Origin of the sequence: Nonomuraea sp. NPDC003804, from assembly GCF_040610675.1 — a bacterium.
Classification (GTDB): Bacteria; Actinomycetota; Actinomycetes; order Streptosporangiales; family Streptosporangiaceae; genus Nonomuraea.
The window spans coordinates 1-14,954 of the sequence record NZ_JBEXMT010000010.1 but is presented as its reverse complement, the minus strand read 5'-3'; the positions used below and the strand labels follow the sequence as shown (position 1 = coordinate 14,954).

The window sequence follows — 14,954 nt, the reverse complement described above, 5'->3', positions numbered from 1 at the left end:
GGACCCGCACCCTTGGTCTCCGAGACGGTTGGCGTAGGAAGCAGCTCCACTACGTTCGGAAGAGCGTCCCCGTAGCCGCGCCCCTTCGAGTCCCGGGCCCGCGGAGTCGGCAGGCCAGGCGAGGCAGAACCATCGCTCGCGCTGATGGGGGCCTCCGATATCGGAAGCTCGGACACAGCACCAGACCGCATCGAACCCCAGGTCGGCAAGCGAAGCGAGGACGACGTCAAGTCCAGGTCTCCGACTAACGATGGCCCGCACGTTTTCCAGGACGACGAGGCGGGGTCGTAGCGCACGGATGGCGTCGGCGACGACGTACCAGAGGCCACTTCGGGTCCCTTCCTTGATCCCGGCGCCGCGGCCGGCGTAGCTGAGGTCCTGGCACGGGAACCCGGCGGTGAGCACGTCCACGGGCTCGACCTGGGTCCAGTCGATGGCGGTGATGTCGCCGTGGTTGGGGACGTCGGGCCAGTGGTGGCCGAGGATGCGAGCGGCGTACTGGTGCCTGTCGTCGGGGTCGTACTGGCAGTGCCACGCCATCGAGCCGCCAAGGACCTCCATGGCCGCCATGTCCAGGCCCCCGTAACCAGAGCAGAGGCTGCCGATGCGCGGCTTCAACGCTCCTCCTCGGGGAACACGTCGTGGACGTCGACGGGATTGAGAGCGGCGCGCGTCAGCAGGACCGCCGCGAGTCCGGTTGCAACGGCCACGGTCGCGGCGAGGAGGGAGGCCCCCGCCCCGGCCGCAAGGCCGAAGCGGGAACCGATCAGGCCGCCAGTGCCGATCACGAGGCACAGCGCGGTCGACAGGGCGACAGAGGACGCCCACAGCGGGTGCCTCACGACTGGCCGCCCGACTGCTCTGCCTGAGCGGCCTCAGCCGCGGCCTTGACGACCTCTGCCGGGTTCACGCCCGCACCGGCCAGCCACTCCCACAGCTGCGGCCCGAACGCCGGAGGGTTCATCGTGTCCTGCCACAGCTCCAGCGCTGCCTCATCGCCTCTACCGGGGATCTCGGCGAACGCGTGCAGGAGGTGCGCGACGCCGTAGGCGAGGATCGCCATGTTCGCCGACCGGTGGTAGGCGTCCCGGTCCTTGCGCGGGTCGAGGTGGTCCATCGCCAGCGTGTGGTGCAGCAGCGCGAGCGCGGCGTAGTGGGCGCCTATGCTCTTCGCGGTGGCGTCATGGACACTCGGGAAGGGGGCGATGTCGTGGAGGCTGCTCACTCGGCACCCCCCGACTGCTCTGCCTGAGCGGCCTCAGCGGAGGGAGGGCACCTGTGCGCGTCCCGACTGGCGATCACGCTGTCGAAGTCCTCGCCATCGTCGATGTACGTGAACACGCCGCAGGACTCACAGCACAGGCCCGGACACAGGCCGTCCATCTCCACGTGCACCCGCGAGCGCGGCGCGGCCTCGACGACGACCGCCCGGAAGTGCATGACGTTCTCGGTGTCCTCTTCGCCATCCTCGTCCCACCTCGTGAGCTCCACGCTCAGGACGTTGTCCTTGGCGGCCAGGGACACCGAACTCTCCAGGCTGTCCCACCATTCGCCGCTGCCGTCCGTGAGGGCGGAGGCGACCTTCTCGGGGGTGATCTCGCTCATCGGGGAGTCCTCTCGTACGGGTGGATCAGGGCGGGCCTGCGGCGGATCGGAGGCGTGAGCGGGGCCGGCATGCGGGACCATCCGGTGTAGGAGGAGGCGCGGCTGGGCTTCGGCTTGGGCGGTGCGGGCCTGCGGTGGCGGCCAGGACGGCGGGAACGGAACAGGCTCACGAGCCCTCGCCCACGTGCTGCGTGGCGGCCTGGCTGCACAACTCGCCAGCGGCGACCCATCCGCCGTCGATCTCGTGGACGAATCCATGCTTTTCCGTCCACGCCATCTCCTGGGTGCACGTAGGGCACACCCCGACCCTGTCGCTGACCTGGCTCGGGTCGACCGGCCACACCTGCTGCTCCACGACCGGGGCGGCGTGATCGCCCAGTTCGCGCATGTACCGGTCGCGGGTCGCCGTCAGCAGCTCGCGGATGGCGCGGGCGGCGGCGGCCTCCTTCTGGTAGTGCTTCTCCGCCTCCGCCATGCGGGCGATCTCCGTCTCGACATGGGCGATGGTGTCGCGCATGTAATTGGCGGAGCGGTCCGTCAAAGGCAGCAGGGAGGCTGTGATGCTGGGCTGGTCGAACACGCTGGTGTTGCTCATCGGAACTCCTGGGTCTGATGTGGTCTGGAATGGCCGCCGCCGGCCCCGACCCCCGATAGACGGGGCCAGCAGCGGAAGATCAGGGGTTAGCGGTAGGGCGTCTCTTCGGTGCCGTCCGGCCAGACGATGCGAGGGATGACCTCGATGGCCTTGCCGGCCTCGACGGTCACGCGCCACAGGTCTGGCGACTCCTCGCCGCGCACGAGGATGAAGCCCTCGAATGTGCGGCCCGCGCCGTGCTTGGAGACGATCTCCTGGACCTCATGCGCGAGCTTCCCTGCCCGCAGTTCGTCTCCTTCGGAGGGACGGATGGCGACCGCGTGCTTGCGGGTCAGGGTGCCCTCGTCGGTCTCGACGGTCTCCTCGACCATGCGCAGCCAGACCAGCCGCTCATACTCGCGCCGCTCCGGCGTGCGGACGAACGCGCTGCCCTGGAGCTCGCTCCACGGGATGGGCGGGGTGAAGGTGATCTCACCCTCAAGAGAGCTGTTGTAGCCCATGTCAGGCTCCTTCGGGGGTTAGGGGGTGTCGATGTCGGAGGGCGAGCCGTACCGGGCGGCGACGCAGTACGCGCACGCGCCGCAGAAGCCGCCGTCCTCGTAGATGCCGGGGCATTCGAGCTCGGTCACGACGCCTCCCACTGGGCGACGGTGCGCATCTGCGCGGCGGTACAGACCTCGCACATCCCGCACGGCCACAGGCCCGTCTTCCGCTGGCAGGGCGTCTCGTCCGGCTTGCACTCGTGTCCGACCGGGAGGGTCTTGTGGCACCAGTGGCAGTACCTGAGGTCGATCACCGGGACGATCAGGTCAGGGTTGGTGTCGGTGACTCCCCCGCACCTGATGCAGGCCGCGGTGTCGCCGTCGAAGTGGTGCAGCCGTACCGAGCGGCACGAGCCGCAGAACAGCAGGTCCTGCCAGGTCGCCTCATCCGCCGGCGGATGGTCGGCCAAACCTCCCTCAGGGGTCAGCCACACCTTCGCCGTGCCGAACTCGGTAACCACGTGGACCGGGATGAACTTCGGGTCGAGCTCCGGCCACTCGGAGATGACGTAGCCGAGCGTGTCCGCGTCCCTCGACGGGTCGCGCGACTCCATCACCTGGTAGTGGCAGCCGTCCGGCGAGGTGGCCGACCCGCACACGGTGACGAGGTTCTGCGGCTGGTCGATCCACGGCAGCCGTGCTCCGCCCGCCTTCCTCGCGCGGCGGTGCTGGAGGCTGTGAGGGCGGCCGATGATGGACTTGCCGCACGCAACACAGGCGTGACCGTCGCGGTCCTTCACCAGGTCGCGAACCTTTTGGGTGACAGTCACCGGCCACCACCGCCGTACACGGCTTTGGCGTTGTTATTGAGCGACTGCGCCAGGCTGTTCTGCTCGCGGAGCTTCCACGCGTAGCTAGTGGCGTTGGCCAGGTGCACCTCGGCGAAGTGCACCGCCTCCCACTCGGCGATGGCCTTCATGAACACCCACGCGTCACGCTCAGCCGCGGTGACCATGCCGAGACCCCGCCCGACCTTCGGGCACTCCTCGGACAGGAGCAGCCGGTTCTCGGCCTTCTTGTGAGCTACCTGGGCCTCAGCGAGCTTGATCCGAGCCTCCTTGGCAGCATCGTTAGCTACTTCCAGCTCGTTGGTGAGGTGCTCAAGCAGAGCTTCCGTCTGCGCCAGGGTGAGCGGAACGTCGGGATTCGTCAGGACGATGCCGCCGCTCTCGGCGCGGTGGAAGGCCTCGTTCACGCCTGCTCACCCGCCTTGATGGCCGGGCGGGTGAACCGCTCCATCACCTCGACGAGCTGGCCAGACTGGTAGGCGGCTGCGATAGCCTCCTCCGCCCCGTCCGCGACCTTGGTGATCGTGTACGGGTCGCCCTGGCCAACCTCGACACCAGGCACCTCGACGCCGTTGGCGTCCACCGGGTGGCCCTGCCGCTTGCACATGTCGAGGACAGCCTTCTCGTACGCCGGCCGGACGGCGGTCACCTGCTCGACCTCGCCCGGGTACGTCATGGCCACCCAGGCGGTGAACTTCTCCCGGTCGGTCACCCTGGCGGTGGTGCGACCTTTGGCCTGGCTCAGCGTCCCGGCGACGGTGCCATCAGGCAGGGCCGCGCTGGTGCGGTCACCGGGTAGTGCGGTCGCGCGGACTTCCGCGTCAGCGTTGGCCTTGGCCTGCTTCAGCCGCTCGGTCATGACCTTGAGCACGACCTCGGCCAGCGCCACATCGTTGGAGATCACGCCGCCTCCCCGTTCGGCTCGGTGGCCAACTGCTGGCTGAGTTGCTGGATTCGCTGGTTGACGAACTCGGCCTCAGCAGGGGTGATCTCGCCCGACTTGAGCAGCGGGTTAATGGCGCCCCAGACGAGGCGCAGGGCCTCGATGTTGGCCGCGTCCTCCGCCTCCGACAGCAGGCGCTTGGCCGCGTCGGACAGGTTGTCCAGGTCGGGAGACTCGCTGCCGGCCTTGACCTCGGTCATGTCGCGGACGTGCGCGGCGGCCGGGTCGCACTTGAGGGCGTCGAAGATGAGCCGTTCCAGGGTGAAGTCGTGCATCGGCTGCGGCTTGTCCACGCCCGGCTTGATGCCGGCGTGCACGGAGCGGGCGCCGACCACGATGGGCGGCTGCTCGCGCGACAGGCGCACCCAGACGGACGCGTCGTAGGCGAGGTTCTTGTGGCCCTCGACCTTGTAGTCCTTGCTGCCCTCGATCGGCTTACCGGACGCGTCCAGAGCGGCCACGTCCTTGCCGCGGGCGGTCATGACGACGATCCCGGGGAACGTCATCAGGATCGTCATCAGGCGCCGGTGGCGGGTGTTGGCGTCGTTCCAGTAGTTCATCGAGATGTTGATCTCGGCGTTCGGATCACGCTGGAGCCGCGCCTTGTTCGAGTTCGAGCCCTTGGCCCGGTTGGTGGCCCAGTCCTTGAGCAGGTCCCACTCCGCAGTCATCGAGTCGATGACCAGCACCACGGGCGGCTCCCCCGCCTCCTTGGCGCGGGCAGCCTCGGCGCGGATCTCCACGACCTGGCCGAGGATCGACGCCCACGTGCCGTCGTGCTCGACCACCAGATAGCGGGCTCCCGGGATGGCGCCGTACTCGTCGGCGGCTCCCTCCCCCAGGTCGATCCAGTACGTCTGGCCGACCCGCTCTGACGCGGACAGCTCGGCGCACGCCCAGCTCTTGCCCGCCTTCTCACCTCCCTCCAGCAGGATGAGAGGCCACGGCACCGCGCCCGTGGGCTTGCGGGTCCTGATCGCCATCAGTTGTCGTCTCCCTCGTCGTTGGGGGTGTCGTCGTAGTCCCGCTTGCTGCGGTCGAACTCGTCCTCGAAGTCGTCGCCGATCGGCGGTCCTCCGCGGTGGGATGGCCTGCGGTCCGCGTCCTCGGCTACGCGATCGGCCTGCTGGCCGGCGAACTCCGAAACGGACTTGCTGACAGGCCCCTGCTCCAGGACCTCGATCTGGCGAGAAGCAGCCGCGTGGACCGGGATCTTCACGCCGGTCGGGGTGACCCCGCGGCAGGACAGGCAGGAGCCGTGCTCGCACTCCTGCGGCTCTGAGATGAGCAGGACCGGGGGGAGCCATCCGTCCTCGTTGTCGGCGAGGCGGATCTTGTCGCCCATGTGGGCGCCACTGAACTCGGTCACGCCGCCGCTCCCGTCTGCTCGTCGCCGGCAGCGGGCTCGTCACCGGCACGGAAGGAGACCGCGGCCCACCGCTCCCCCGAGTAGTAGGTCTGCAGCTCGTGCTTCACGTAGGCGACCTCAGCGCCGCGACACAGGGCGCTCATGGCGGCCTTCCATACGGGCTTGTCCTGCTGGTGCTGGTCGTTGCCGACCCACTTCGGCGCCGTGTACCAGCCGGGGACGCAGCCCCAGCGGAGCTTGTCCTTGTCGCCGGGGACGACCGCGATGGCGGGCTCGTCACTGAGCAGCGGCGCGAAGGTGACGACAGCGCCGGACTCGTAGTGGACGCGGACCACACCACCGGCCGGCACCGCGATGATCGCGACCTCGGCGCCCTCGGGGAATGCGTCAACGATCAGCGGCGACGTGGCGAGCTCGGCGGTCATGACGCGACCAGCCCGTACTCCTCGGCCAGCTGCGCGGCGTGCGCCTGCTCCAGCAGCGCCTGCAACTCGATGCTGGCTTCCTTCACGCGCTCGTCGAACGCGTCGTTACAGGCCAGGTCGATAGCGACCATGCTGGGGACGTTGTGGCGGTAGGCGAGCAGGCCGGCCAGCAGGCCAGTCGTGAGCCTTCCGCCTCCCTCGGCCACTGCGTTGTCGGCGACGTAGGCGGCGAGCGTGCCCAGGAGGCGCCCGACAGGCGACTCATCCAGGGCCTCGTGAGGCGCCACAGGTGCGATGATGGTCATCGGTCCTACTCCTTTCGGTCTGGTTGGCTTGCTGAAGTGGGATCTCGGCCCTCGTCCGGTGGCTCGGATGGGGGCCGCTCGCGTCTAGGAGGCGGTCGCCTGCTCGGCGGCCTTGTCCTGGTCGGCGCGCTCGATGCACTGGATGCGCCATTCGGCGATCACCTTGATGCGGTAGTCCCGCTCGGCAGCGGTCACGATGCGCCGCCCTCGATCGCGAACAGGTGGCCGACCGTGTGCTGGTTGGCCCGCAGCCCGTCCTTGATGAGCGCCGCCTTCAGCAGCAGCTCGGGATCTCCCGGGCGGACGCGCGTGTTCTCGCGCCGCTTGTTGCCGTGCACGCCGCTGCCGTGCAGGTAGAAGTACTGCTTGCCCTTGAACGTCGGGTGCCGGTGCTCGGCGCCATCCCGGTACGTGCCGTCCTCGCGCTGGCTGCCCTTGCCGCGCTGGTCGATCAGGTAGCCGCGCGAGTACAGGTGCTCGAAGAACGTCCGCTCGGTCACCTCGGACAGGTACTTCTTGTGGAACGCCGTCAAGGTCAGCCCGTCACCAGCCTCGATCGCACGGAACTTGCCCTCGGCGACGTCGGCCCTCAGCTCGGCACGGTCCGCCCGGTCGGCTTCCTCGATGACCATGGCGGCCAGCTCGCGGTTCGACAGCTTCGGCGCGACCTGGCGGCCCGACTCGGCCTCACGGGCCTTGACCGCGAAGTACGCCTGCGCCGCTGCGATCTCCGGCTTGCGGACATCGCCGTTCATCGCGGTGATGTAGGCGCCGTGGCGGGTCAGCCGGTAGTTCGCGCCAACCTGCCTGGTCCGTCCGGAAGCTTCCCGGTGCCGGGAAGCTTCCGCGTCGGGGTCCATGCCCATCGTCTCGATGGAAACGCGGGCGCGCTCGATGGAGTCCTCGAACTTGTCCCACTTCCGGTAGCCCAGCAGAGGCATCAGTTCACGTGCCGACCAGTACTCGCCCTGCTCGTCCACGCGCTTGATCGCGTCGAACGGGGAGCCGCTCGGAAGGCTGATCTCGCTCATGCCGCACGCCCCGACTTCTTGGCCGCGCGGTTCTGGCGACGCGTCGCCACGCTCTTGGCGGCGAGCTCCTGCATGTAGGCCTTGCGGAGGTGCTCGGCCCGCCGCTGGCGCTCTTCGGCTGGCAGGGTTCCGTCCGGGTCCACCTGGCGCTCGAAACGAGCCAGGAAGGCGTCACGTCCGGGCTTGGTGCGCTCGGCCGGGTCCTGGGTGTTCGCCCATGACAGATGGGCTCCCATGCGCCCGCGCAGGGCGCGCTCGGCGGGGGTAAGGCTCATGCCGACTCCTCGCCGGTGTGGACCTCGAAGATGTCGTCGAAGCGCAGGCCGTCGATCTGAAGCAGGAGCGCGGCCAACTTCTTGCCCGGGGCCGAAACTCCCCTGACTGCTCGGCTCCACGTGGCCTCGTGAACGCCGATGCGCTCGGCCACTCCGCGCGACGTCGAGCACTCGAATCGCTGCTTGAGCAGCTCGTCTACGCCTTCGCGGATGCGGATGGCGGGGGCTTCCACTTGCCCTCCTCTCGTTTGCGTGTTGCTACTTAAGCACGCGCATGCAGCTTGCGCAATACCCGAGAGGAAAGATGGGTACAGTCAAGGGGCTGTAAGGGACTTAAGGGATAGTTGAGACGTGAATTAAGGTGCATTGACCAGGGGTGTTGTGTGTCACGCAAGCTGGACAGGGCTTGCGCAAGGCTCTATCGTCATGCGTATGGTCAAGACGCCCGACTGGCCAGCCGACCGATTCAAGGCGCTCATCGACCGCATCCTTGACGAGACTGGCCTCAACAAAGCACAGCTCGCAGGACTGGTAGGGATCAACCCATCCCAGATCAGTCGCTGGACCAACGGCTCAGCCCGCCCCCGCTTCGACACCATCAAGGACCTAGGGGAAGCTCTCCGCCTCCGGTACCCGAACTTGAGTGTCGCGCCAGACGAACTGATCGCCTCCGTCTATCCGGTTCAAGGTGACATGGCCGCGTCTCTGCCGCCCATGCAGGCGACCGCAGCGGGATCAGTTGGCGACTCGCCGGCCGAGACGCCACGCCCCCAGCTCGCAGTGATCCCGCCGAATCTGGCCGACCTCAAGAACCCCACCCCTCTGGAGGCCGCGATGATGGACTATCTCGCCTCGATGCAGGAAGAGTTGCGCCAGGAGTTGCGCCGTCTGCACGAGAAGGTGGACGCGCTGACAGCTGAACGCGAACAGGATGCCCGCGACCAGAAGGGCGCTTAACGGCCCAGGCCGAATCGTACATAGATGGACAATTCAGTAGCCCATTGTTACGGATTGACCACAACTGGCTAAAGGGCATAGACATCCCACCGACCCCAGGCGTCGCATAAGGGTCCCGACAGCTCAAACCGGCGAGGGACACCAGACCATCTGCACACCAGGGGAGGTGCGGGCGGCTTTGACGTCCCCCACGAACGACCACGACCCCCTCTTCGACAACCTCGTCCAGAAAGCGCTAGGCCTCACCAAACGGCGAAGCGCGCGAGAGCGCGCCATCGCGCAAGGCGTAGCCGACTTCCGTGTGTACCGCGACGAAGTCCTGATGCAGAAAAGCCTCGACGATCCAGGAGAGGACACCCCTCGCGAGATCACCGAGGCCTTGCGCGCGCCCAAGGGCGCCGACCAACTTGTAGCCATCTACCACGGCGGGATGTTGATCAAAGCGCGACTCCACCCGACCGGCAGACGCGACCCAGCGCGCGAAGCCGCAGTCTGGCGCTGCCTCCGCGACACCGCCGTCAAGATTCGGGAGGAGCGGCAGTGAGCGACGAGCCGTTAAGCAATATCCAGCCGTACCGACGTCAGCGGCTGGAACCCGAGATCGCCGCCATGTCAGTGGAGACGTCCGAGGATGAGAACCCGACGTTGGTCGTCAACATCGACGATCCCACTGCGAAGGGCGCGATCAAGAAGGTGATCATCCTCGTAGGTATCGCCGTGGGCGGCCTGGTCGAACGGGCCCGGCAGGCAAGCAAGGCCCATCGAACACTGCTCGCCATGGCGGGGACAGCAGCCGTCGCCACCATGGCGACCACGATCGTCAACGACATCCACCGCGATGAGGGCGGACCGGTGAAGCCGCCGGTGGTGGCTCAGGCGACGGTGACTCTTGCCCCGGGCCCGGCCATCACCGTCACGACGACCGCACGCCCTACCGCAGGCTCGACCTCGACCTGGACCCAACCGCCTGCCATCGCCCTTCCGACGACTCCCCCGCGGCCTGAGGTGACCAGGCGCGCAACGCCGCCACCACCGCGGCCGACGCCGAGGGAGCCGACCACCCCAACGAACCCTCCTCGCATGCAGGAGCCGCCGGCCGACAGTCCCGCCGCAGAAGCGCTGCCGACGCTCCCGCAGCCAAGCCCGCCAACGGACACGCTCCCCGCATCCGAGCCGCCCACGCAAGAGCCTGATACGCCCACCGCAAGCCCACCCCCGGTCCCCTCACCGCCCATCATCGCCGCCGCGAACTCCTGCGACGGCGTGATCGAGGTCGACCTCGACCCGCTCCTGAACGTCTGTCTCCTCAGCTAAAGCTGATCCCCTAGCGCCATCCGCTGGTGAGCCTGGATTGCCCGCTGCTCGGCATTCGCCGCGCCATAGCGGCGAGGCATCTCCAGGCTCGACCAGCCGAACAGACGCATGCCGTCCTGGTCGGATCCGCCGGCCGCGAACCAGGCGTCGGCAGCGAAGTGCCGGAGCTGGTGAGGGTGGATGCGATCGATACCGGCCAGGTCGCAGCGCCGCTCGATCATCTGATATATCCCCGACGGGGTGAGCGCCTTACCTCGCGCGCCGAGCCACATCTCCCTGGGAGGGTTTTTCGACCCGGCAAGCGGGTGCTTGCCTCGGGCGCGCATGTACCGGGTCAAGGCCTTGCCGGTCTTGGCGCCGAAGGGGACGGCCCTCCACTTGCGGCCCTTGCCGAGGATGGCGACGACGTCCTGTGTGAAGTCGATGCGGTCGGGCTCGATGCCCGCCATCTCAGCGACGCGAGGGGCGCCGGGCTCACAGAACAGCCGGATGATCGCCTCGTCACGGTAGCCGTCGTGGTCCTTGGTGTTGCAGGTGGCCAGGAGCTTGCGCACGTCGTCGATGGGCGGGATGGGGATCGGCTTGCTCTCGGGCTTGGGCTCCTTGAGCGTCCGCATGGGGGACTGCTCGAGGGTCTCCTCGTCGACCATCCAGTTGTAGAAGCGACGCAGGGAGCGGAACCGGTTGCCGGCCGTCGTGACGGAGTGGGTGTCCTTCACGTGGAGCAGGTAGTCGCCGATCTCGGTCTTGGTCAGCTCTTCGAGGTCGGCGCCGTCACAGAAGTCCTCGAGCTGCTCCACAGCTTCGAGGTAGCCCTGGATGGTGCGGTCACTCCGGTCGAGGAGGCGGAGCTCGCGGTAGAAGTCACGCCAGAGAAGAAGGTTGTTCTGGTTGGTGAGGCGGGGCTCTAACCGGATGGGCGAGGTGGCCACAGGAACTCCCAGGCGGGCCGAGGGGGCGAGGGCTTCTGAAGAATCAGATGCTTAGGGAGCGCCATGGTAGGCAGAAAAGAAGAACCCCCGCCAGCGTTTCCGCTGACGGGGGCCATAATGCGCGGCCGAGAGGACTCGAACCCCTAACCTTCTGATCCGTAGTCAGATGCTCTATCCATTGAGCTACGGCCGCTCGCTGCGTAAGCAAGCATAGCGGACCCGGAGCCATGCCTCGAACCAATTCGCCGCCTGGTCCGCTCCGATGACCCTGTGTACAACCTTCGGCGTATCCACAGCCCAGCCCCAGGTGCCATCGACACCCCTGCGACTGATGGTGAGATGGGGGGATGAGACGAGACCTCCTGGGCGCTGTAGCGACCTTCGCCGTGGGTCTCGTCCTGCTGGCGGCCGGTTCCTTCTACCCCCGGGCCGGCGTGCCCGTGTGGCTGCCGGTCGTCCCGTTGGCGCTCACCTGCTCGGGTGTCGCCGTACGGCGGAGCGCTCCGCTGGCGGCTCTCGCGCTCGGCGTGTCGGGGGTGGGTCTCGACATCGCCTTCGCCGGCCCTTCGCTGCCGACCATCATCATCTTCACCGACAACCTCTACGCCGCCGCCCTGTACGGCCCACCGAGGTTGAGCAGGTGGCTGCTCGGCGTCACGGGGGCCGGCGCGGTGATCATCGGTTGCGTGTTCGGTTTCGTCGAGCGGGACCTGTTGAAGGTCTCGGTTTTCGGTGTGCAGGCGGGGCTGGTGCTCGTGGTGCCGGTCACGACGGCGATGGTGCTGCGGCAGCACCGCGACCAGGCGGCGGCGGAGCGGGCCAGGGCCGAGCAGGTGGCGCATCTGGCCGAGCTCGACCGCAACGCCGTGATCGTCGCCGAGCGCACCAGGATGGCCAGGGAGCTGCACGACATCATCGCCAATCACTTCAGCGCGATCGCGATCCAGTCCACGGCCGTGCTGTCGCGCAAGGATCTCGACGCGGGAGCCGTCCAGCAGATCATGGCGTCGATCAGGGAGAACAGCGTGCAGGGCCTGGCCGAGATGCGCACCATGATCGGGTTGCTGCGCCAGGACGGCGAAGACACCGACGCGTCGACCAGGCCGCGGCTCCAGGACGTCGCCGACCTGGTGGAGCGGGCGCGGCAGGCGGGGGTCGACGCCGGCATGACGGTGGAGGGCACTCCGAGGGAGCTGCCGGTGTCGGTGGATCTCGCCGGGTACCGGATCGTGCAGGAGGCGCTGACGAACGCGATGAAACACGGCGACGACCGGGCGACGGTCACGATCACCTTCGCGCCCGATCACGTCAGCGTGGTGGTCGACAATCCGCTGGCCGGCGGCGGGTCGGCGCTGCCGGGGTCGGGCGCCGGGCTGGTCGGGATGCGGGAGCGGGCGGGGCTGGTGGGCGGCCGGTTCGAGGCCGGGCCGTACGACGACAAGCACTGGCGGGTGCGCGCGACGCTGCCGACGCAGGGGGAGCCGTGACGATCAGGATGCGCGCGACGCTGCCGACCCTGGGGTGCTGTGACGATCAAGGTGCGCGCGACATTGCTGACCCAGGAGGAATCGTGACGATCAAGGTGCCGGTGACGCTGCCGACCCTGGAGGAGCCGTGAGCCTTGGCGATCAGGATGCGGGCGGCGCTGCCGACGGAGGAGGAGCCGTGACGATCAGGGTGCTGGTCGCCGACGACCACGCGGCGGTCAGGGCGGGGATCGTGCTGATCCTCGGCGGCGCCGGCGACGTCGAGGTGGTGGGCGAGGCGGGCGACGGCGAGGAGGCCGTCGCCATGGCGCGCGAGAAGCGGCCGGACGTCGTGCTGATGGACGTCAGGATGCCGAAGAAGGACGGCATCACGGCCACCAGGGAGCTGGCGGGCGTGGCCGACGTGCTGATCCTGACGACGTTCGACGTCGACGAGTACGTCTTCGGCGCGCTGCGCGCCGGAGCGGCGGGGTTCCTGCTGAAGAACACCGACGCGGAGGCGCTGGTCGACGCGGTGCGCCTGGTGGCGAGGGGTGACGGGCTGATCTCTCCGGCGGTGACCCGCCGGTTGATCGCCGCCTTCGCCGAGCAGCCGGTACGGCGGGAGCCGCCCGGCGACCTGCTCACGCCACGGGAGCGTCAGGTGCTCGCCTGCGTGGCGAGGGGCCTGTCCAACGCGGAGATCGCCAAGGAGCTCGGCATGGCGGAGGCGACGACCAAGACGCACGTCAGCAGGGTCCTCGGCAAGCTGGGGCTGAGGAGCCGTGTCCAGGCCGCCATCTACTACTCCGAGGGGAGCTGACGGCGGCCCGGGGGTTACTGGGCGGCGGCGGGGACGTAGAGCAGGAGCGCTTCCGCGACGCAGACGGGGCGACGCTCGCCTTCCAGCTCGACCGACACCTTGATGGTGGCGAGCTGGCCGGCCGGGCTGTTCTTGATGTCGAGCAGTTCGCCGCTGGCCCGCACCCGCGATCCGACGGGCACGGGCTTGGGGAAGCGGACCTTGTTGAGGCCGAAGTTGACGGCCATCTCGATCTGGCCGACGGTCATCAGCTCGGTCAGGAAGGAGGGGAGCAGCGACAGCGTCAGGAATCCGTGGGCGATGGTCCCGCCGAAGGGGGTCTCCTTGGCCCGCTCGGGGTCGACGTGGATCCACTGGTGGTCGTCGGTGGCGTCGGCGAACAGGTTGACCTGCTCCTGAGTGACGGTGCGCCACTCGGTCGGGCCGATCGTCTCGCCGGCAGCCGCCTTCAACTCCTGCACGTTCGCAAAGCTCCGCATGGGTCGAACCCTAGTGCGCGGCCGCGAGGTTGACCATTCGGAACGCGTCCGGCTTGTCTCCCTTGGCGGCTCCCCAGTACTTGATCGTGCTGGGTGCCGAGGAGGTGCCGACGCCGCTCCAGTTGTCGGGGTTGTCCGGCAGGTCGAGGATGGTGCCGGCCTCCAGGTCGAGGACCGAGTGGTCGAGGAACGCGTACCTGTCGAGGATCGGGTACCGCGACAGGCCGGCGACGAACCCGTCGAACGTCCTGACGTCGGAGCCGTCCAGCCGCTGGCCGAGGCCGGCGCCGAGGCACCAGACGGGGCCGCAGCGCAGTTCCTTGGCGTTCGGCGCGGCTGTGACCTGGCGGGTCTCTCCCGTCTCCAGGTTGACCACCTTGGTCTGGTTCTTCCCGAGGTCGCGCTCGCCCACGTCGCTCGCCCAGGGCCAGCTGATCAGGTGCAGGCCGTCCGCGATCTTCTCGGGGTCGCCGCCGGTCCGGAGCAGGCGCCAGACCGTGCCATTCTGCTCGGACCAGTAGATGTGCTCGCCCTTGACCGCGATCGCCTCGATGTCCAGGTGCTCGCCGGTGAAGGTGGCGACCATGCGCGCCTCGCCGCCTGCCAGCGGGGCCGTCCAGATCTCGCGCACCTGCCCTGCCACCGCCCACCAGACGACGCTCTGCCCGTCGACGGCCGCGCTCTGCGGGAAGTACCGCTTCAGCCCCGGCGTGGCCGGCACGTCCGCGACCGTGCGGAACGTTCCGGTCTCGCTGTCGTAGGCCTCGATCCGGCCGGCCTTCTCGAACGACGACTCCGCGTTGAGCAGCACCTCGGTGGGGCTGATGCCGGTGATGGGGCGGTATCGCCAGCCTTCGGCGTTCTTCGCGGGCATCGTGAAGAACGCCTTCGGCCAGACGTCCTCGATCCCGCCGCCCGGCGCCGGCGCCGCGGTCCTGACGTCTCGCGGAGGTGCTTCGACGCTCGCCACGGCCTCGCCGGGGCTTCCCGAGACAGGTGACGCCACGCCGCCTTCGCCCCCGCTGGTGAAGACGCCTCTGGCGATCAGGGTCCCGGCCCCCGCGACGCCGATCACGGCCGCGACGGCCAGCGCCGCGCCCATCCA

The 14,954-nt window shown here is 68.5% G+C and carries 24 protein-coding genes, 1 tRNA gene and 1 pseudogene; 6 read left to right on the top strand and 20 right to left on the bottom strand.

Annotated features, from left to right (window positions below):
• Window positions 1-123 precede the first annotated feature (123 nt).
• The 16 genes and pseudogenes from ABZX22_RS15525 to ABZX22_RS15450 form a co-directional block, all read right to left on the bottom strand.
• Window positions 124-618, bottom strand: a pseudogene (locus ABZX22_RS15525) (DNA cytosine methyltransferase); the annotation flags it as partial.
• On the bottom strand, window positions 615-842 hold the full coding sequence (locus ABZX22_RS15520; protein WP_354908951.1) for a hypothetical protein: 228 nt from the start codon (window positions 840-842) through the stop codon (window positions 615-617). The gene ABZX22_RS15520 and the pseudogene ABZX22_RS15525, both read right to left, overlap by 4 nt.
• Window positions 839-1,225: a hypothetical protein gene (locus tag ABZX22_RS15515; protein ID WP_354908948.1), complete on the bottom strand. Its 387-nt coding sequence runs from the start codon at window positions 1,223-1,225 to the stop codon at window positions 839-841. Before ABZX22_RS15515 ends, ABZX22_RS15520 begins: the two co-directional genes overlap by 4 nt.
• Window positions 1,222-1,605 (bottom strand): hypothetical protein, encoded by a 384-nt coding sequence (locus tag ABZX22_RS15510; protein ID WP_354908946.1) that lies wholly within the window; start codon window positions 1,603-1,605, stop codon window positions 1,222-1,224. The genes ABZX22_RS15515 and ABZX22_RS15510 overlap by 4 nt, the downstream gene beginning before the upstream one ends.
• Window positions 1,606-1,771: 166 nt before the next feature.
• Window positions 1,772-2,200: a hypothetical protein gene (locus ABZX22_RS15505; RefSeq protein WP_354908943.1), complete on the bottom strand. Its 429-nt coding sequence runs from the start codon at window positions 2,198-2,200 to the stop codon at window positions 1,772-1,774.
• Between the two features lie 86 nt (window positions 2,201-2,286).
• Complete coding sequence (locus tag ABZX22_RS15500; RefSeq protein WP_354908941.1) at window positions 2,287-2,700, bottom strand: DUF6205 family protein; 414 nt, start codon at window positions 2,698-2,700, stop codon at window positions 2,287-2,289.
• Between the two features lie 125 nt (window positions 2,701-2,825).
• Window positions 2,826-3,512 carry a hypothetical protein gene (locus ABZX22_RS15495; protein ID WP_354908938.1) on the bottom strand — a complete coding sequence of 229 codons (687 nt, stop codon included), beginning with the start codon at window positions 3,510-3,512 and terminating at the stop codon, window positions 2,826-2,828.
• The gene (locus tag ABZX22_RS15490; protein ID WP_354908937.1) at window positions 3,509-3,937 is read right to left on the bottom strand and encodes a hypothetical protein; all 429 of its coding nucleotides are present in this window, start codon (window positions 3,935-3,937) and stop codon (window positions 3,509-3,511) included. The genes ABZX22_RS15495 and ABZX22_RS15490 overlap by 4 nt, the downstream gene beginning before the upstream one ends.
• Window positions 3,934-4,434, bottom strand: a complete 501-nt coding sequence (locus ABZX22_RS15485) for a hypothetical protein (protein WP_354908934.1) — start codon at window positions 4,432-4,434, stop codon at window positions 3,934-3,936. Before ABZX22_RS15485 ends, ABZX22_RS15490 begins: the two co-directional genes overlap by 4 nt.
• Complete coding sequence (locus ABZX22_RS15480; RefSeq protein ID WP_354908931.1) at window positions 4,431-5,456, bottom strand: AAA family ATPase; 1,026 nt, start codon at window positions 5,454-5,456, stop codon at window positions 4,431-4,433. Before ABZX22_RS15480 ends, ABZX22_RS15485 begins: the two co-directional genes overlap by 4 nt.
• A complete protein-coding gene (locus tag ABZX22_RS15475; protein WP_354908928.1) occupies window positions 5,456-5,842 on the bottom strand; it encodes a hypothetical protein in 387 nt (128 codons plus the stop codon). Before ABZX22_RS15475 ends, ABZX22_RS15480 begins: the two co-directional genes overlap by 1 nt.
• Complete coding sequence (locus tag ABZX22_RS15470; protein WP_354908925.1) at window positions 5,839-6,267, bottom strand: hypothetical protein; 429 nt, start codon at window positions 6,265-6,267, stop codon at window positions 5,839-5,841. Before ABZX22_RS15470 ends, ABZX22_RS15475 begins: the two co-directional genes overlap by 4 nt.
• Window positions 6,264-6,572 (bottom strand): hypothetical protein, encoded by a 309-nt coding sequence (locus tag ABZX22_RS15465; protein WP_354908922.1) that lies wholly within the window; start codon window positions 6,570-6,572, stop codon window positions 6,264-6,266. The genes ABZX22_RS15470 and ABZX22_RS15465 overlap by 4 nt, the downstream gene beginning before the upstream one ends.
• 191 nt (window positions 6,573-6,763) lie before the next feature.
• The gene (locus ABZX22_RS15460; RefSeq protein WP_354908920.1) at window positions 6,764-7,603 is read right to left on the bottom strand and encodes a BRO family protein; all 840 of its coding nucleotides are present in this window, start codon (window positions 7,601-7,603) and stop codon (window positions 6,764-6,766) included.
• Window positions 7,600-7,878 (bottom strand): hypothetical protein, encoded by a 279-nt coding sequence (locus ABZX22_RS15455; RefSeq protein WP_354908917.1) that lies wholly within the window; start codon window positions 7,876-7,878, stop codon window positions 7,600-7,602. Before ABZX22_RS15455 ends, ABZX22_RS15460 begins: the two co-directional genes overlap by 4 nt.
• Window positions 7,875-8,111, bottom strand: coding sequence for a hypothetical protein (locus ABZX22_RS15450; protein WP_354908915.1), 237 nt, complete (start codon window positions 8,109-8,111; stop codon window positions 7,875-7,877). The genes ABZX22_RS15455 and ABZX22_RS15450 overlap by 4 nt, the downstream gene beginning before the upstream one ends.
• A 199-nt stretch (window positions 8,112-8,310) precedes the next feature.
• Between ABZX22_RS15450 and ABZX22_RS15445 the strand changes: the two genes are divergently transcribed.
• The 3 genes from ABZX22_RS15445 (at window position 8,311) to ABZX22_RS15435 (ending at window position 10,149) form a co-directional block, all read left to right on the top strand.
• The gene (locus ABZX22_RS15445; RefSeq protein WP_354908913.1) at window positions 8,311-8,835 is read left to right on the top strand and encodes a helix-turn-helix transcriptional regulator; all 525 of its coding nucleotides are present in this window, start codon (window positions 8,311-8,313) and stop codon (window positions 8,833-8,835) included.
• 178 nt (window positions 8,836-9,013) lie between these two features.
• The gene (locus ABZX22_RS15440; RefSeq protein ID WP_354908911.1) at window positions 9,014-9,379 is read left to right on the top strand and encodes a hypothetical protein; all 366 of its coding nucleotides are present in this window, start codon (window positions 9,014-9,016) and stop codon (window positions 9,377-9,379) included.
• On the top strand, window positions 9,376-10,149 hold the full coding sequence (locus ABZX22_RS15435; RefSeq protein ID WP_354908909.1) for a hypothetical protein: 774 nt from the start codon (window positions 9,376-9,378) through the stop codon (window positions 10,147-10,149). The genes ABZX22_RS15440 and ABZX22_RS15435 overlap by 4 nt, the downstream gene beginning before the upstream one ends.
• Here ABZX22_RS15435 and ABZX22_RS15430 read toward each other — a convergent pair.
• Window positions 10,146-11,081 carry a tyrosine-type recombinase/integrase gene (locus ABZX22_RS15430; RefSeq protein ID WP_354908907.1) on the bottom strand — a complete coding sequence of 312 codons (936 nt, stop codon included), beginning with the start codon at window positions 11,079-11,081 and terminating at the stop codon, window positions 10,146-10,148. The two genes, ABZX22_RS15435 and ABZX22_RS15430, sit on opposite strands and share 4 nt — an antisense overlap.
• Before the next feature lie 120 nt (window positions 11,082-11,201).
• A tRNA-Arg gene (locus ABZX22_RS15425) sits at window positions 11,202-11,274 on the bottom strand.
• Window positions 11,275-11,428: 154 nt separating this feature from the next.
• Between ABZX22_RS15425 and ABZX22_RS15420 the strand changes: the two genes are divergently transcribed.
• The 3 genes from ABZX22_RS15420 to ABZX22_RS15410 are packed head-to-tail and all read left to right on the top strand — an operon-like array spanning window position 11,429 to window position 13,370.
• Window positions 11,429-12,568 (top strand): histidine kinase, encoded by a 1,140-nt coding sequence (locus ABZX22_RS15420; protein WP_354908905.1) that lies wholly within the window; start codon window positions 11,429-11,431, stop codon window positions 12,566-12,568.
• Window positions 12,565-12,699, top strand: coding sequence for a hypothetical protein (locus ABZX22_RS15415; protein WP_354908903.1), 135 nt, complete (start codon window positions 12,565-12,567; stop codon window positions 12,697-12,699). Before ABZX22_RS15420 ends, ABZX22_RS15415 begins: the two co-directional genes overlap by 4 nt.
• 47 nt (window positions 12,700-12,746) lie before the next feature.
• Entirely contained in the window at window positions 12,747-13,370 is a 624-nt protein-coding gene (locus ABZX22_RS15410) for a response regulator transcription factor (protein ID WP_354908901.1), read from the top strand.
• Window positions 13,371-13,384: 14 nt separating this feature from the next.
• Here ABZX22_RS15410 and ABZX22_RS15405 read toward each other — a convergent pair whose 3' ends face one another.
• Both ABZX22_RS15405 and ABZX22_RS15400 read right to left on the bottom strand, forming a co-directional pair.
• Complete coding sequence (locus tag ABZX22_RS15405; protein ID WP_354908899.1) at window positions 13,385-13,849, bottom strand: MaoC family dehydratase; 465 nt, start codon at window positions 13,847-13,849, stop codon at window positions 13,385-13,387.
• 10 nt (window positions 13,850-13,859) lie between these two features.
• On the bottom strand, window positions 13,860-14,954 hold a 1,095-nt coding region (locus ABZX22_RS15400; protein WP_354908897.1), incomplete at its 5' end, for a hypothetical protein.

Bases quoted from the DNA above. Each gene is read 5' to 3' on its own strand.
- ABZX22_RS15510 (WP_354908946.1), bottom strand. From the start codon at position 1,605: ATGAGCGAGATCACCCCCGAGAAGGTCGCCTCCGCCCTCACGGACGGC.
- ABZX22_RS15505 (WP_354908943.1), bottom strand. From the start codon at position 2,200: ATGAGCAACACCAGCGTGTTCGACCAGCCCAGCATCACAGCCTCCCTG.
- ABZX22_RS15500 (WP_354908941.1), bottom strand. From the start codon at position 2,700: ATGGGCTACAACAGCTCTCTTGAGGGTGAGATCACCTTCACCCCGCCC.
- ABZX22_RS15480 (WP_354908931.1), bottom strand. From the start codon at position 5,456: ATGGCGATCAGGACCCGCAAGCCCACGGGCGCGGTGCCGTGGCCTCTC.
- ABZX22_RS15470 (WP_354908925.1), bottom strand. From the start codon at position 6,267: ATGACCGCCGAGCTCGCCACGTCGCCGCTGATCGTTGACGCATTCCCC.
- ABZX22_RS15465 (WP_354908922.1), bottom strand. From the start codon at position 6,572: ATGACCATCATCGCACCTGTGGCGCCTCACGAGGCCCTGGATGAGTCG.
- ABZX22_RS15460 (WP_354908920.1), bottom strand. From the start codon at position 7,603: ATGAGCGAGATCAGCCTTCCGAGCGGCTCCCCGTTCGACGCGATCAAG.
- ABZX22_RS15455 (WP_354908917.1), bottom strand. From the start codon at position 7,878: ATGAGCCTTACCCCCGCCGAGCGCGCCCTGCGCGGGCGCATGGGAGCC.
- ABZX22_RS15445 (WP_354908913.1), top strand. From the start codon at position 8,311: ATGGTCAAGACGCCCGACTGGCCAGCCGACCGATTCAAGGCGCTCATC.
- ABZX22_RS15420 (WP_354908905.1), top strand. From the start codon at position 11,429: ATGAGACGAGACCTCCTGGGCGCTGTAGCGACCTTCGCCGTGGGTCTC.
- ABZX22_RS15405 (WP_354908899.1), bottom strand. From the start codon at position 13,849: ATGCGGAGCTTTGCGAACGTGCAGGAGTTGAAGGCGGCTGCCGGCGAG.